This window comes from Bremerella volcania (assembly GCF_007748115.1).
Lineage (GTDB): Bacteria > Planctomycetota > Planctomycetia > Pirellulales > Pirellulaceae > Bremerella > Bremerella volcania.
In genome coordinates this window covers 4,153,067-4,170,194 of the sequence record NZ_CP036289.1, presented here as the reverse complement: position 1 = coordinate 4,170,194, position 17,128 = coordinate 4,153,067, and the positions used below count along the sequence as shown (strand labels likewise).

6 protein-coding genes are annotated in these 17,128 nt (G+C 56.5%); 1 reads left to right on the top strand and 5 read right to left on the bottom strand.

All coding sequences use genetic code 11. The annotated features are described in order from the left end of the window. Nucleotides 1-12: 12 nt before the first annotated feature. From Pan97_RS16460 to Pan97_RS16440, 5 genes are all read right to left on the bottom strand, one after another. The gene (locus tag Pan97_RS16460; protein WP_144974397.1) at nt 13-777 is read right to left on the bottom strand and encodes an SDR family oxidoreductase; all 765 of its coding nucleotides are present in this window, start codon (nt 775-777) and stop codon (nt 13-15) included. Further along, nucleotides 774-1,937, bottom strand: a complete 1,164-nt coding sequence (locus Pan97_RS16455; protein WP_144974395.1) for an aromatic ring-hydroxylating oxygenase subunit alpha — start codon at nt 1,935-1,937, stop codon at nt 774-776. The genes Pan97_RS16460 and Pan97_RS16455 overlap by 4 nt, the downstream gene beginning before the upstream one ends. Further along, nucleotides 1,928-2,611 carry a 4'-phosphopantetheinyl transferase family protein gene (locus Pan97_RS16450; protein WP_144974393.1) on the bottom strand — a complete coding sequence of 228 codons (684 nt, stop codon included), beginning with the start codon at nt 2,609-2,611 and terminating at the stop codon, nt 1,928-1,930. Before Pan97_RS16450 ends, Pan97_RS16455 begins: the two co-directional genes overlap by 10 nt. Next, nucleotides 2,608-13,407 (bottom strand): type I polyketide synthase, encoded by a 10,800-nt coding sequence (locus Pan97_RS16445; protein ID WP_144974392.1) that lies wholly within the window; start codon nt 13,405-13,407, stop codon nt 2,608-2,610. The genes Pan97_RS16450 and Pan97_RS16445 overlap by 4 nt, the downstream gene beginning before the upstream one ends. Before the next feature lie 467 nt (nt 13,408-13,874). Next, the gene (locus Pan97_RS16440; protein WP_144974390.1) at nt 13,875-14,708 is read right to left on the bottom strand and encodes an MBL fold metallo-hydrolase; all 834 of its coding nucleotides are present in this window, start codon (nt 14,706-14,708) and stop codon (nt 13,875-13,877) included. A gap of 141 nt (nt 14,709-14,849) precedes the next feature. On the opposite strand from Pan97_RS16440, the gene Pan97_RS16435 reads away from it, so the two are divergent. After that, complete coding sequence (locus Pan97_RS16435; protein ID WP_144974388.1) at nt 14,850-17,123, top strand: efflux RND transporter permease subunit; 2,274 nt, start codon at nt 14,850-14,852, stop codon at nt 17,121-17,123. Nucleotides 17,124-17,128 lie beyond the last annotated feature (5 nt).

Below are 17,128 nucleotides of genomic sequence, written 5' to 3'. Positions count from 1 at the left end.
TACTTTGCCTGCTTAAACGTGAACCGCCGCGCCGCCATCGACGACCAGCGTTTCTCCTTGAACCAAGTCGGAAAGAGGAGACGCCAGGAAGATCACCGCGTTAGCGATGTCTTCGATGGAAAGCATGCGATCTCCCATCATCGTCTTGTCCTTGCGGTGGGCGAACATCTGATCCGCGCCGGGAAGCCGCTTCGTCGAATCGGTTTCGACGAGACCGGACTTGACGATGTTAACGTTGACTCCTTTGTCGCCGACTTCGAGAGTCAGGTGACGCGCCAGGCTTTCCAAAGCGGCCTTCGAGCTTCCGATCAAGCCGTACCATGGCAAGGCCATGTCACTGCCATGGCTGCTGATGCCAATCACCTTCGCGCGGCCCTTACTCTTTTCCAAAAGTGGCATGCCGGCTTGAACCAGGTACAGCATGGCTAGCACGTTCGTGTGGTACGTGTTCTCGAAATGCTTTTCATTCGCGGCAAGCAGGGGGCGGAATCCACCCGTGGCTGCGTTGCTGACGATGATGTCCAATTGCTGGATATGTTCGCCGATGTATTCCATCATCGATTCGACATCATCCTTTTGGCTGACGTCGGCCTTCACGACGAACGATCGACGACCCATCGCGCGAATTTCCTTGGCCGTTTCCATGGCAGCGGATCGGGAGGTCACGTAGTTCACAATGACATCCGCCCCTGCTTCCGCCAGGCGAAGCGCACAAGCACGGCCCATGCCTCGCGAACTACCGGTGACAAGTGCCATTTTTCCGGTCAAATCAATCATGAAGTCTTACCTTTATAGTGAATCGGAATAGTGTCTCGTGCAGGCTCGCCGCGTCGGTCGTTCACGGCGCGGTCGACGTAATGCTGAAAGTGATATACGCGTTCTTCGCGCGTTGAAATCAGGCCACCCAAGGGCTGGTCGATGGAGCTTAGTCCGTGCTGGACTTGTGTCATGACCTGGGCATCTTCCTCACCCACTTGGCACAAGAAGTCTTTGGCCCAGCGGCTAATCAGGTAGCGATTCCAGAGCCGCCGTAGTTGCCCTTTCTGCCCGACGTGGCACATCAGGCGGACGATCGAGGTCGAACTACCAGGCGATACTGGAATCACGCATTCCACCCAGCGGTAAAGCGAAAGGTGGGCGATCATGACGTTCGGATAGTGGGCAACGTGGCGATACACTGGGGTTCGCTGGTGACCGACGAGCCAATGGCCAAACTTGTCGAGCGATGCTCGAAAAGACTTTTCCTGGCTAAAGTCGACTTTGAGGACGCTTCCCCAGTCTTCCAATTGATGTTCGCAGTCCTCCTCGGAAGGGGACTCGCCAAATGTCTTGGGGTGGACCTCGGTCGTGTGATAGCTTTCCAGGGCGTTCTCGACCAGGCACTTCCAATTTGCTTGAATCGGTCGATTGAGGATGATTGCCGTATGCATGTCAGGAGAAAACCACTCCTGGTACGTCGAGTACATCTCGCCCAGGAATTCCCGTAGCGAAGGACCCTCATCGACAAGGTTGATGAAGATCAACTCTCCGCAAGTTTCCAGGCGATACTTCTTTAGGCCCAGCATGCCCTGCTTCAGCGGGCGAAACGACTTGGCATCGGGGATTTTGCGAACATTGCCGGTCTCGTCGAATTGCCAACCGTGATATTGACAACGAAGACGTTCACAGGTGCCACACGCATCGCTACGCAGTTTCGAGTAGCGGTGTGAGCAAACATTCAAGAAACAGTGGAATTGGTCGTCGTATCGCCAAAGAATAAGCGGACGACCATACATCTCGAACGTAACGTAGCTTCCGTTTTTAGGAAGCTCACTCTTGAGGGCAACTGCATGCCAAGCGGGAAGAAGAACGGAGTCGATTTCTTTCTGCAAGACTTCTTCGCTGGTGTAGCAGTCGCGCGACAGGATCTGTGGATGGTGCTCAGTGCTTAAGAACATAGCGTCACCTCCTGGTTTGCCGTGTCGCTCCAGACCGCGGTTGCGGCCCCGGACCTTGTGGTACGGACCCACATCGTAAGCGGAGCGACATCGACGCCATGAATACGGCTATGGACACGATTCTTATCGATCGCAACAAGCTCGACCGACCGAGGGTCCCACTTGCGCTCGTTGCCGCAAGCCTTGAAGATCGATTCCTTCAACGCCCAGGCAACCGGCAAGCGAATTGGAGTGTTGGTTTCAATCCACTTCACTTCCTTGTCGTTAAACCAGCGGGATCGAAAGCCGGGCGTCAGGGGGACTCCCGAGGCCACATCGACGCCAATCCTCGCATCGCTACTAGTCATTCCAACCAGAATCGCCTGATTGCTGTGCGAAATCGAAAGACGGCATGAAATGCTGATTCCGCCAACGGTAATCGTTGGACTCTTTCCAAGGCCGTCTTTACCTCGGGATAAGATCTCCACTTCACGCAGTAGGTCCACATTCAACGAGCGAGTAACAAGACGCTTGGCGAGCCAACGCCCGGCCAGCCACTGGTTTCGTCGTGACGAGTCTTTCCAATAGGAAAGCTCCGACAATTCCAGGTCGGTCAACCAGGATTGTGCTGGGAGAATGCCCAACTTCTCGGAATTCGAAACGTAGCGAACAATGCGTGGGTAGGTGGAAATCATTTGACCTCCCCTCGCATGAGAATCACCTTCTCGTAGCCAGATGCTTTCAGGATGACGGTGCCATCCTGCCCGACGACAACCATGTCGTACAACGCGGACTTTTCGGCGATGTTGCGACAAGTGAAATGGACGTAGCAGTTCTCGCCATCTTGAGGAACGCGTCCCAGTTCAAGCAATTCGATTTTGCGTGGCAGAGAAACCGCTCCCTCGCCATGCAGATACAGGTGGCATCCGCAAGCGTAAAGAGCCGAATCGAGAACACACGAAGGAATGATCCAGCCGTCACGCTTCGACTCGCCGGTCAAATCAACCAAAGGTTGCGCCAAAATGTGTCCCCAACCACTGGCCGCTTCACAGCTAATCGCTTTCAAGCAGCGGAAAGGTTGGCCATGATAAATGGCGCTGTCTTCCGGGTACTGAACCGCGTGCCACTCACTTGGAAACGTGGGTAGGGTTGTTGTCGGCGTGGAAGGTTCGTCGGCCACGACGGCTTTGGCTTCCAGGTAAAGTCGATCCTTTTGAATCAGCCCCCCGGTACGGTTGCGGAAGTCGCACGTCCAGCGGCACTGAACCAGTTGATCGTCGATCACTTCTCCGCGGGCCTGGGCCGTTTGCGGACAATCGGTATGGAAGACGAGGCCGTCCACCATGTCGACGTCACGGAAAGCTACCACGGTCTTACCACTGGCAAGGGCAGCCGCTTCACGCAGGGCTTCCAGAGTTGCCACAACCGGCATGATGGGTTTGCCACGCAGGCGATGTTGGATCAGGAATGGATCCGCCGTCGGGTCGAGTGGAACGTCTCCAATTAACTCATTGCCTTCGCGACGGGTCGACTCGATCAGTGGAACGTCGCTGGCTTCTTCACCCGAACGTGGTTGAAATTCCCCAAGCGGGTATTGCTCTTCGGGGTAGAACATCGGATAGAAATCGCCAAACGTGTAGAGCGTTTCGGCTTTCTTTCCGCCACCGGCCATTTCTTCTTCCAGCCGGCGAACGCCTTCTTCCGGCAGCATGTATTTCATCTTCATGACGCTGCGCGGACCCCAGGCAAAACGGGACAGAGTCGCAATCCCGGCTCCTTCCCAAGATTCCCAATGAATGCACAAAGTGGTGCAATCTGGGCGGGCTTTGCGATGCCAGTCGAGGGCCTTCGACATCGAGTCGTTCCCGGCGGCGTAGTCGCTGAGTCCGTTACCACCGAACCGACCGCTGATCGAACCGAAGCCGATGCAGTGCGTCAGAGGATCATTTTTGGTGAGTGCCAGCAGGTGCATGAGTCCGTCGAACTTCGTGCGGACGAGCTTCTCGACGAAGCCACGCCGCTTATGCTCAAATCGACCTGGCTCGATGAGCCCGGCACCATGCATGAGCCCTGTCACCGGGCCGTCGGTAGCCCGGACCTTATCTAGTGCGGCCGCAAGTTCTTCTCGGCTGGTAACGTCACACTGATGGTAAGTTGCCTGGATACCTGCTTCAGCAAACTTTTGCAGATTGTTGAAGATCTCGCAGTCCTTCAAGACTCGGTCCCAGGCCGCCCCGGGGGATTGCCCATCGGCGACCGCCTGACGGGTAATCTGGGTCTTGTAGGTCTTGAGTTGCTCCTCGTCGAAATTACGCCATGGGGCGTTTTCGATCGGTGGCGGACTCTTGCCGAAGAGATGGAGTTTCCAGCCATAGCGTCGAGCAAGTTCTCTTGCTGCAATTGCCGTGATGCCTCGTGCACCGCCCGTCACTACCCACACGCCACCCTGGGGAATGTTGGCAATTGGCCCCAAGGGAAGATCAACCTGAATCGGGCGGACGACGCACCGTTTGCCAGCGACCCAGCTCACTTCGACTTCAGGGCGATCCGATGCCGCTTCGCGAAGCAGAGCGTCGGCAACGGTTTGTGGCGTCTCGTTGGCAGGAGTATCAATCACTTTGCAGCGTGCGGCACGCTCTTCTCGCCGTGAGTCTTCGATATGCAGCGATTTGACGAAGCCAGCCATGCCACCGCCATCAGGCAGCGAAACGGTTGACTCGAAGCCAAAGTCACCACCAAGACTCGTCGCCGCGACAAGTGTGCCAGGACCGTACTCCGGCGACTTGATCAGCCGTTTGTACCAGGCTTGGGCGATAAAGAACGGAGCGATGATCCCATCATGCCTCCGCTTCTCGATCGCTTCGGCCGAGAGCATATCCCCCTGCACCGCATCGCGAGTCGAGAGGAGGAATAAGTGACCCGCGGGACGATCGGGATGCAACCCTTCCAACTCGGCCAACTGGGCATCGAGGTCTTCGCGAACACCAAAGCGATACACCTCGGCGCCGAGTCCGGCCAATTTAGCCTCCAGCGCAACAGCATCCGCGTTCTCTCCCACAATCCATACCGGAGTTCGGAAAGTTGGAGTCGCCGGACTGCCGTCAGCCAGAGGAGCTTCGATCAGTTTCAGCTCGCAGCGCTGCGTACGTAGCTCGACCGATGCATCGGCAGGACCTAGCGGCTCGGTTGATGGGAGCGAAGGTGCTACCTCTTGGGCTGGATTGTCGCGTTTGCTTTCTGCCAACTGACCGAGGCCATCGGCGAAACGCTTCCAGTGACGACGTTCGGTGATCAGAATCTCGCTTCGTGGCGTGTCGGCTTCGATTTCGCGTATGAAGTGTCCCAGTCCCTCGGCCAATGGCATGAGAGTCAAGTCACTCTTTTCCTGCAAAACGCTTTGCGTTTCCGGACGAGCCGCCATGCCGACTTCGTCCCAGCCATGCCAGTGGAAGCCCACGGCACGAACCCAAGGGCGCTGGCGACGGTAGGCACCCAACAACTTGCATAGAAGATCGCTGGCCTGGCAGTAATCAGCCTGACCGAAGCTACCCAGGCGGCCGGCGATCGAACCGAATCCGATCACATGACGAATCGGATCCTTACGCGTAAGAGCCGCCAGGTGAACCAAGCCGCCAGCTTTGATGCCGATCGTGGCATGGACGACGTCGAGTTTTTTCTTTTCAAAGCGACACGATTTATCAATGCCGGCGCCGTGCAAGATTCCGGTGATTGCCCCATCGGTACGACGAATGTGCTCAAGCACGTTGGCAAGCGAATCGCGGCTGGAAACATCGCAAACATGGTATGTCGCCGAAACGCCGGCTTCGTTAAACGCTCGCAGTGAACGATCAATCTCGAGACTCTTCTGCACCCGTTCCCATGCTTGAGGAGCCGGTTGTCCAGCCTTGCGGGCAGCGATCATTGTCTCTGCTTTGAGCTTCTTCAGTCCTTCGTCATCCAGGGACCGCCAGCTTGGGTCGATTTCTGGAAGGGGGCTGCTTCCCAGCAGATGAAGTCGCAAACCATATCGTTTGCCTAGTTCCAAGGCGCAAGCAGCGGTAATGCCACGTGCACCACCGGTAACTACCCAGGCACCATGAGGAAGACTCGAGTCGGCAGCGACGCTCTCTGCGGCGATATCGACGGCAAACGGAACACGCCGCGAACCGCCTGACCATGAGACCTCGTAGTCGAGGTTTCCGGAGGCCAGTTCGCGGAAGATGTTTTCGGTAACTTGAACTGGGCAATCGCTTGCGCAAGTATCGAATGCTTTCACGCGGGGGCCTTGGCCGCCACGCATTACCGTGTACTCGATGAAAATGGCTTTCATCAGCCCGGTCAATGCTCCACTATGAGCACCGATTGAACCCGAGTTAAAGCCAAAGTCGCCACCGAGCGAGGTCGTGGCAACCGCGGTAGCTTGGGGTAACCAGCCTTGCTTGTCGGCGATCGCCAGCCACTTCTGGCAGACGAATAGCGGCGTCTCCATGCTTGATCGTTGCTGCGACTCCCACTTCGCCTGGTCGGCCATCGCGACGGATGAATGGCCATCTCGCCCCGTGGTGATAAACAGGTGAGGTGCGGGCCCCGCTTCGCAGATTGCTTCCACTTGCGAAACGGCTGCATCCAGGTTCATCGCATCTGCGACGTGATGGACGACGACACCGCTATCTCTCAGCTTCGCGAGGAGAGCATCGGCCATTTGTCCCGAGCCCAATACGATAGCGGCCCCATGCCAAGTCATGCGCGCTACCGCTGAAGCCGACAACGGTGCATCACGCATCTCCATCTCGAAGCGGGCCGTGACATTTGGTGGCGTGAGGGGGAGACGGGCGACGGTTCTCTGACTTCGCAATCTCGGCTCAGGCGTCGCTTTCAATGCGGCAAGATTGTATGGGACTGCCTCTGATTGACCAAGGCGATGCTTTACCGAAAGCGTTTCCGCGGCGAAATCGAAGGTGATGACCAATGCGTCCTGGTTATCTTGTTCGACCAGTTGACTTGGCTTTTCATCACTCCAATTGGAATCGGTCATCGAGAGAGACGAAACAGTGGAGACAGCAACCAATTCTGGTTGACGCTGCCGCGCAACGGGACCGTCACTGGCAATCTGAACACCTTGCGGGGCAAGTTCAAGCGTCGCGAGGCGCTGCGTCCTTGGCTCGCTGAGAGTTACGTTTCCATACGGGTGACTTCCTAGCGAAGATGTCGTGTCGATGGCCTCTTCGAGGGATGGTGATGTACCCAGGATTTCGAACAAATTGGGATCGCCGGTTGCCGTAGCGGCAAGACCATCGCGGTTCATCCCACCCACGCAATAAACCGTACCAATGGCGGTAACGCCGACGTGAGGGATGCCTTCCAACGGCTGTCGCAGGAACGTCGCCAGACGAATGGTTTCCCGTAGAGGTCCGGTTGCTTCGGATAGGATCCTGGCGGCATGCGTCATGCCCGATTCATCACCTCCTTCGGCAGCAACCTGTTCGGATTGAGACAGGAGTTCCGCCGTGACGAAGTGATGAACTAGTAAATTAGTCAGAGGAACTTCGACCGCATCCGCAATTCCTTGCAGTTCATCCAGTTGGTCTGGAGAAAGCAACTGATAGGCTTGCTGACAGCGACGCGATCCCGGCAACTCGTCGACCGATTCACCTACATACTCAGCATATGTTTGCAAAGTTCGACGGATAACGCTACGGAACACGCTGCCGTGGGTATAGCCCATTTCATAGGGGGTACCAGCGACCGTTTGCAGGGACGAAGTGCCCTCGTTCGACTCATTATCAGTAATGTCCGTAGCTTCAACTTCCGTGGAAGGAGCAGCTACGGCCGGCGCGATGGTTTTAGTTTCCCTGGCCGGCGCCGGAGCGGCCGGGGAAAAAGACGATGCCTCGTTGGCGTTGGAGTTCGCGGAGACTTGTTGGCCGTTTGCCGACAGGAAGTCGAGCACGTGCCTGAGCGTTGGGAAATCGTCGAGCGACAACTCGGTAGCCGAGGTACTGATCTCGAAGTATTCCTGCAACTCGCCGAACAGCTGAGCCTTCTTGATGCTGTCGATACCCAGGTCAGCTTCCAGGTCGGCGTCGAGGTCGACCACTTCCGGCGGGTAGCCCGTCTGCTCGACGACGAAGTTTACCAGGAACGATTCCAACTCGGCTGGGTTGGCGGAAGATTCCGACGCCGGGGTGGTTGATCCGTTTGTGGCACCATTGGTTAAAGGTGCTGGTATGGGGGGAGAAGGTTCCGGCGGTGGCGGCGGAATTGGTGCGGCCATAGCGGCTGGGGCAGGAGAGGCCGCTGCGGAACTCGAAGCCTGTCCGTTGGCCGACAGGAAGTCGACAACGTGACGCAGCGTCGGGAAATCATCGAGCGACAACTCGGTGGCCGAGGTACTGATTTCAAAGTATTCCTGCAACTCGCCGAACAGCTGAGCCTTCTTGATGCTGTCGATACCCAGGTCAGCTTCCAGGTCGGCGTCGAGGTCGACCACTTCCGGCGGATAGCCCGTTTGCTCGACGACGAAGTTTACCAGGAATGCTTCCAGTTCGGCTGGGCTCGTGGAGTTTGTCGGAGCCGCTGGTTCCGGGGAGACGGCTGGGGGTGCTGGTGCAGCTACCGGAGGAGCAATTGGCTGCGGAGCTGGAGCCGGAACCGGAGGCGCGGCAACTGGCTGTGGGGCGGCGGCTGCCGGCGTACTGGCTGCGTCCCCATTGGCTGACAGAAAGTCGACGACGTGCCGTAGGGTTGGGAAGTCATCAAGCGACAACTCAGTGGCTGAGGTACTGATCTCGAAGTATTCCTGCAACTCGCCGAAGAGCTGAGCCTTCTTAATGCTGTCGATACCCAGGTCAGCTTCCAGGTCGGCGTCGAGGTCGACCACTTCCGGTGGATAGCCGGTCTGCTCGACGACGAAGTTCACGAGGAACTTTTCGAGATCCACCGCGTTGGACTTTGGAGCGGACTTGGCGGCTGCGCCGTTGGCCGAACCGTTCGCCGAGCCATTGGTATAGTGGTTCCCCGAACCGTTCATCGACGGCGTGGCTGGTGGAACAACCGGCTGCGGAGCCGCAGGGACTGATGGCGGTGTAATTGGTGGGAGCGGCTTAGTAGGGGCCGGTTGAGTCGGCGTCGATACCTTGGGCGGGCTGACTGGCGGCGGAGCAACAGGCTGAGGCGGAGTTGCCGGAGGGGCAGGTTGTGCCTGCGGTGCGGCAGCTACCGGGCGATCCGAAGCTCCTCGCATCTTTGCTCTTCGACGTTCGGTCGCATCAAAGTGCGGAATATCGTCCATCAGGTTCATCTCGTGGGAAGGTGTTAACGCGGATTTCGCAGCACGCTGCGGTGCTGTAGAAGTTTCAGAAACAAAGTTTGGTTTGAAAGGTTTGGGCTGGGCCGAAGCCTCCCCCACGCCGAGGCAATCAAGCAGTGCTTGAACGCCCAGTAGGGACTCCAAGGCCCCTCGCTTGGGATTGTCGACAGCGATGACGTTGGCCTCGGCCGACAAGATCTTTCGGTTCAATTTGGTCAGCGTCTGTTGAGGGCCGACTTCAACGAACACAGTGGGAGCTTCTTGATCAAGCTGCTCAATCAAGGGGACGTATTTAACAGGGGTCGTTAATTGAATCCCCAGATTTCGCTTGATGCGTTCGACATCGGTGATTTGTTGATTGTCGACCGTGCTGACAAATGGAGTCGAAGGAGGAGCAAGTGACGCGGTTTCCAACGCTTGTTGCAAGAGCCGGCTGGAGCCTGCCATGAGGGGCGTATGGAACGCCGCCGGTACCGCCAAAATACGAGCTGGGTAGGATTTTGCTTTAAGCGCCGTTGCCAACTGTTGCAGAGCGACCAGCTTTCCGCCGATCACGGTCTGGTCGGGAGCATTGAAGTTGGCCAGGTAGGCCTGGCAACCGCAATCGGCAATGAGCCGCTTGATCTCGTCAGGAGCGGCAGTCGTTGCCAAGAGTCCGGCATCGTTCTTGGAAGTTGCCAGAATGCCATCGCAGCGAGCTTTCGTCATGCGAATGACATCGTCCAGGTTCCAAACGCCAGCGGCGTACAGTGCGGGAAATTCTCCGTAACTGTGTCCTAGAACCAAATCAGGTGTAATCCCTTGTTGCTTGAGCGTTGCCAGGCACGTCAGGTCGGCCAGCAGCATGGCGATCTGCGTTTGAAACACGTCCTTGCCAAGTTGGGTGGGAACTTCCCAGGCCAACTGCGAAAACGTCGGGAATCCCTGACGCTGCATGGCCGCGTCCGCTTCGGCGACGGTCTTCGCTGCTTCTGGCGAGACGGCGACTAGTTCCTTCAGCATTCCTTCGTATTGCGAACCTTGCCCCGGAAACACGAATGCAACGCGAGGTGGTGTTTGTGGCCGCTGACGATAGAAGATGCCTTGTTGTTCCAGAACCTGCTGAGCCGAGGCATTCCCCATTTGGCTTGACGCCATCACGAGCTTCTTGGAAAAACTAGCGAGGCTATCCGCAACGATCGCCAGTCGAAACGCATCACCAGGGTTGAACTTCTCGGAAGACGGACCATTCCAGATCGACTCGGCGCGGCTCACGGCATCGCTAAGACGCTCAAGCAATTGTTGGTGGCTGGTCGCACCAAGCCGGATGATCTTCGCCTCAGAATTTACTGGTGCCTGATCAACGACAGGAGTCGCGGCTTCTGGCTTGGGCGTAACGTGCGAACCGTTGTCCAGCAATAGATAGAAAGCCTGACCCTTGGCCCAGTTGGCGACACCACCGAGGCCTCGTTGGCTCAGCTTGGTGTTTCCGCGAAGCACGGATTCCAGGTTCGGGCCCGTTCCTTTCCGAACACCGATCCCTTGTGCGACTTCCTGTTTTTGCGACTCGAGTGCGGCTTTAACCAATGCCAGCATCGGACCGCCGCCACCCATTTGGCCGAACTGGGCGGTGGTCGATGCGAGATTGAGCGGATGCTGCCGTGTTCCCTCGACGTGAGAATGAGCAAGCATCGCCAAGGATGACGAGCAAACTTCACGGCTCTCGTCTGTTTCTAGATCGACGAATTCGACTTCTGATGGGTCGATGCCCGCCATCACCGAGGATCGCTCAACAGCCAAACGCATGGCTTCAGCCGGGTTGTCATGCGTGCCGACGCCAAGACCTCGAATAACCGCGCGAATCTTGTCCCCGTCCCGACGGGCATCGGCAAGACGCTTCAGTACGACGACTGCAACCCCTTCACTTGGGACAATGCCACTGAATTCGGCGTCCCACAAGTCTTTCGCTTGGCCATCTGTGCTGAGCAAGCCAGCCGCTTTGAGACCATCGTAAATGGTAGGGCCCATGCGTCGTTGACCAGCGGCGCAAATCATCATGTCGTTGTCGCCGGAGAGCAATGAGTCGATGCACAAGGCGATGCCGGACATGCCACTGGTGGCGCCACTGTCGATAGCGACGGCTCCCCCTTTGAGGTCAAGCGTTTTACTAATCCGCGAAGCCAACGTACTGCTGGTAAAGCTGCCAGTTTCATCAACTAGCGCTGGCCACTTCTTCAACAGGTGCTTGCTGAAGTTCTCGTTGATGGTACTGATTTGCTCAGGCGGCAATCCCTTTTCGGCCAGCCGCCGCGCAAGGATGGCCTGCATTTCGGGAATTCGAAGTCCCATCTCGAGTTGATCAGAAAAATCGCCACCGAATTCAGTACAGACGACGACGCCTGCGAGTTCTTTCGGGATGGAGTCGCGATCGTAGCCGGCATCGGCCAAGGCCTTCTCGCTGGCATCGAGAAACATGAACTGAAGCGGATCCGCTTCCTGGACTTGTTTGGGAGGGACGCGATGTTTACGCCAATCGTACTCGTACTTTTCGATGAAGCCCCCCAGCGGAGAATAACCTTCCCGGTTTGCTCGCTCGCGTGACTGTTCGGACCAGCGATCAGCAGGTGGCTGGCTCTTGGGATCGGTGCCTGATTGAACGAGGTTCCAGAGTTGGTCGAGTTCATCAGCACCTGGAACGATACACCCCATGCCGACGACGGCGATGGCTCGATCCTCGGCCGATTCCACAGCAGGTTTACTTGGTCCGCAAATCTGTTCGGTCGTCTGGCCGACGTATTCATCGATCACGACATGCATGTTCAGTCCGCCGATGCCAAACGCATTGACGCCGGCACAGCGTGGGCCGCCATCTTCCGGGGCTTCCCAAACAGCGGGTTTCATCGGTACGAAGAATGGAGAATCGTCCCACGGTACTTTCGGATTCAACTGCTGAATGTTGATTGCGGCGGGGAACTGCTTGTGCTGCATGCACAAGATCGTCTTGATCATCCCCGCGATGCCAGCAGCTTCGAGCGAGTGCCCAATGTTGGCTTTGGCACTGGTAATCGGAATCTTCTTCCCCGGTGCGAATTGGGGCTGAAGCACTTCGCGCAGCGTTTCCAGTTCGGTGGCATCACCAACCTGGGTCGCGGTCGCGTGGCACTCCTGATATTGCAAACGCGAAGCATCTGCACCGCTGCGATAAGCACGACGCATCGCTCGCATTTGGCCTTCCTTCCGCGGTGCCCAGAGGCTTTTGCCGCGTCCGTCGGTGGCTACACCCAGCCCGCGGACGACTGCCTGGATCGGGTCACCGTCGGCAATAGCTCGGTCGAGCGTCTTCATGACCAATGCGACGTACCCTTCCGACATGATCAGACCGTCGGCATTGGCATCGAACGGACGGCTGTCATCCTTCGTCAAGGTTTGCGCGTTGGAAAAGAGTACCAGCGAGTCTGATTTGCAGTCGGAGGCTCCACCCACAACCACGGCGTCGGCACGACCACGCTGCAGGGCCCGGGCACCCATCAGCATCGCGTGAAGCGAAGACGCACATGCCGAGTTCAATGCCAGCCAGCTACCATCGAGGCCGAAAGCCTTGGCGACGGTCCCGGCAACCATGTTGCAATTCAGAAAGCGTGTGGAGTCAGGACCCGGCGGCAACTGCTGATTCAGTTCGGCCAGCAATTCCCGCTCGGCGGCTTGGCGCATTTCAAGCGGCAGTTCCTGGAAGCCTGGCGTTTGTTCCAGCAGGGCAATCGCATCATCCAGGTAGGTCTGGAACGTTAACTCTCCCAGCCGAGAGCTTCCCTGAGCGTGACCGATAAAGACGGAAACGTTTCGATTGGGCAGTTGAAACGGATCGTAGCCTGCGTGCCGAAAGGCCTCGGCAGCGACCTCCGTCATAAGTAGATGCGTGTTATCGACCGACTCGATCAGCGATTGCGGAAGCGGGCAACGCTGACGGTTGAACGTACGATCGGTTAGGAGAGCAGCCTTGGTGGAGTATGTTTTGCCCCGAGTTCCCTTTTCGGGATGGTAATAGATTTCTCGATTCAGTCGATCCGGCGGTACCTCGCCAACTGCGGACTTGCCCTGAGAAATAAGTTGCCAGTACTGCTCTAGATTTGCCGCGCCCGGAAGCCGGCAAGCCATACCAACAATCGCTACCGGAACATCGGTTCGATCGGTCGTGATTGACATCGAAAAATCCTGAAGGCCGACCGTGACACCTCCTTTCGTTCGGTCATAGCGCAATGGAACATTGATTTACTCCATCCGTGTCGTGTCTGCCTGATGCGTGCACATGTGTACACACCCGATCGCTGCAGTTCCAAGCTGCTGGAACTAAGCAAATATTAACGATTGGGTAGGACTTGCTAGCTACATCGCTAAAGGCAGGATCAACGAAGCTCTATAATTACACAGAATGGGTAAAGAAGGCAATAAACACCGGGGGTTTTCCCATGGAAAATCATGGGGGGTAGGCTCAGCAAGTGTCTGAAATAAAAGAGATTTGGTGGAAATCCTTCTTGGTTATGTGGGGTACGATTCCTCAAAAACGCGAAAACTGGGGGGTAATGTTCCGTACCGCGAATATCGAGCGTCACACGTTTGTTTGCGTGCTTGGATAAGGGCATACCAAGTTTTTACTTGCGATCTGGGAAAATCTAAATCTCAACCAGATATTCACGTTTCGGATGCACGGCAATCCGGCTCACGGGCACATCAACATCATGATTCCATACAACGCGATAAGAGTTCTGAGCGGCGAAGTCAAATAGTTGCTTTTTGACCTCTCGCGTGCGAATCAGATCAAGGTCGTATGATGTGCACCACAGTTTTCTGATGTGGTGAGACGTGGGACCGATGTCTCCGAGGTAGATCAGGCCGTTTCCTTTGGACTCAACGAGCACGGCTTGATGCCCCAGGGTATGCCCTCCGGTCTGTAAGACCTGGATACCCGGCACGACCTCTTCCAGGTGATCCACTAACCGTAGCTGTCCTGACTCGTCGAGCGGTAGGAAATCCGCCGGCATGTAGCCGCCGGATCTCTCAACTTGTCCCGAGGTAGCGTCAGCCCACTCTTGTCGATTAACGACGTACTGGGCGGAGGGAAATGTGGATTGAATCGAACCATTCACCTTGGAGGTTGCTCCCCCGCTATGATCCCAGTGCAAGTGACTGAGGACGACATGGTCGACCTGCTGGGGCGTGACACCCAGCCCGGCAAGCTCGTCGAGCAGCGGCCAACCAGGCAAAAGTCCGTGCGATTTCCGATCCAGAGGCGAAAGCTTGGAACCATGCCCGGTGTCAATAAGTACGCAGTGTGAGTCGCTTCGGGCCAGGACGCAGTTCATCGCCAAGGGAACCAGGTTCTGCGAATCGGCTGGCTGGACGGTCTGCCAGATCGACTTGGGGACAATCCCAAAAAGCACGCCTCCATCGTGTAAAAAGCGTCCGCCAGAGACGATGTCGATTTGCCATTTTCCGACTTGAATCATGAATTGTTCCCGAGAAATGCCGAGTTCGCCATGCTAGTCCTTCCTATTTCATCCTATTTCAAGCACGATGCATGTGTTATTCTCAATCGACGAATTTCGCAGCTAGTCGTCGCCCATTGATTCGCAACCTGGTTTTTTTTCATGTCCCAATCCTCGTGGCAGGACCGATTCGGTTGGTTCATCCTGGTATTCTTTCTGGCCGTAACTCCCATCGTCATGATCGGGACCAAAGGGGCATGGGACGGCATCAAGAATCGGGTCGAAGACTGGTTACCGGAAACGTTTGAAGAAACGCAGCGGTTGATATGGTTCTACGAGCGATTCGGTACTGACGAATTGCTGATGGTGAGCTGGAAAGGATGCACGCTGGAAGACCCTCGGGTCGCTCAATATGCTCAGGCAATTGGCTCAGCAATGGAAGTCGATGGCAAGGAAGTTGTTTGGTTTGGTAAGGTGATCACCGGACCAGATGCCCTGAAATCGTTGACCTCCGAGCCGCTGGAATTACCGAAGAGCCTGGCAATAGATCGACTCAAGCAGTTGTTGATCGGTGAAGATGGGGAGCAGACGTGTGTTGTCGCCGTCGTCTCGCCCCAAGGGGAAGAGGACCGAGCCGCGGCGATTGAATTCGCGCTTGAGGCGGCCAATCAGGTTGATGGGCTAAGTCGCGAAGATCTCATTGTCGCAGGTACCACGCTGGACGGCGTGGCGATTGATCAGGCCAGCAAAGGTTCGTTGGCCGCATTGAATCTTGGTTCATTCGCCGTGTGCATTCTCATCATGGCGGTCAGTTTTCGCAGTGCCAGGGCAACGATCATCGTTTTCGTTCTGGCGATCTTCTGCGAGCAACTCAGCATGGCCATCATGTATTTCAGCGGCCAGCAAATGGACTCGGTGCTCACGCTTGCCTCGAACCTGACGTACGTCTTGAGCATTTCCTCAGGCGTGCACTTGATGAACTACTATCGAGAGTCGCTTGCCGAGCGTTCTGCGAAGGAATCGGTCGGGTGGGCACTACGTTCCGCGCTGGTTCCTTGCTTGCTTTCAGCCGGAACGACGGCGGTCGGGATGTTGTCGTTAACCGTCAGTCAGATCCGTCCAGTGACCAACTTTGGGGCGTATGCGGCGGCATCCATCCTGGCTGCAGCGGTCGTTTTGCTGATTTGGGTACCCGCCGCGATGTACAAGTTTCCCATCGATCCAGCGACCTGGCATCACAAAAGCACGTCGGCTTCCCGGCTGCAACCGGTTTGGGATGCGCTTTCGCGAGACATGAGTTTTGCCAAGTGGCCCATCTTCGTAGGCTCTCTCGTCGTCCTTTTAATTTCAATGTTTGGTGTGCGGAAGATCTCGACGTCAGCTCAACTGCATGATCTGTTTTGGTCCGATGCGCCCATCTTGCGAGATTACGACTGGTTGGAAGCAAACGTAGGCCCTCTCATTCCGATTGAAGTCGTCCTGCGAATCGACCAGCCGGAGGAAATTCAAACGGACGAACGATTCCGAATCATCGATCACGTGCAGCAAAGCATCCAGGACGTCGAAGGAGTCTCGGCAACCATGTCCGCCGCGACATTTGCCCCGGTGATTCCTCCCAGGGACGAGAAAGGGTTCCGCGCCGTGATGCGCCGTGCATCGATTCGCAAAATCCTGGAAGGACGCCTGTCGAACTATGTCGATATGAATTACCTGAGACTCGAAGATGGGGACGAGCTTTGGCGAATCAGTGCTCGCGTGCATGCGGCCGACCGTTTGGATTATGGTGCGCTGATGGAACGGCTGCGGGCAAGTGTTGATCAGTCCCTGGAAAACTATCCGACCGTCGAGCCCATTTACTCCGGCTCGGTGCCGCTCATCTTCAAAGCTCAAAGCGAGATGCTGAGCGACCTGGTCAAGAGCTTTGGCCTGGCGTTCGTGATGATCGCCGTCATCATGATGATTCTGCTGCGGAATTTCGTTACCGGCCTGTTCAGCATGATTCCCAACGTCCTGCCTACGCTTCTGGCATTCGGCACGATGGGCTTCCTGGGAGTTCAAGTCGAAATCGGTTCGCTGTTGACCGCTAGTGCGGCGCTTGGAATCGCAGTCGACGACTCACTACACTTCATTAGTTGGTTCAATAAAGGACTTCGCGCCGGTAAATCCAAGACCGAGGCCACTCGGCTTGCCTACGAACACTGTGGACTGGCGATGATTCAAACGTCGTTGATTTGCTCGCTGGGGCTGCTGGTGTTTGCCCTGAGTCCATTTACCCCGGTGTCTCGCTTCGCGTGGCTCATGTGCGGGCTGCTGCTGACGGCACTTCTCTGTGATCTGCTCATCTTGCCGGCGATTCTGCTTTGTTTCACAAAAAAGCCCAAGCCGACGACCGAATATTCGGAAGCCGGCTTGGGTGACGTACGCGTAGAGGACTAAAGACC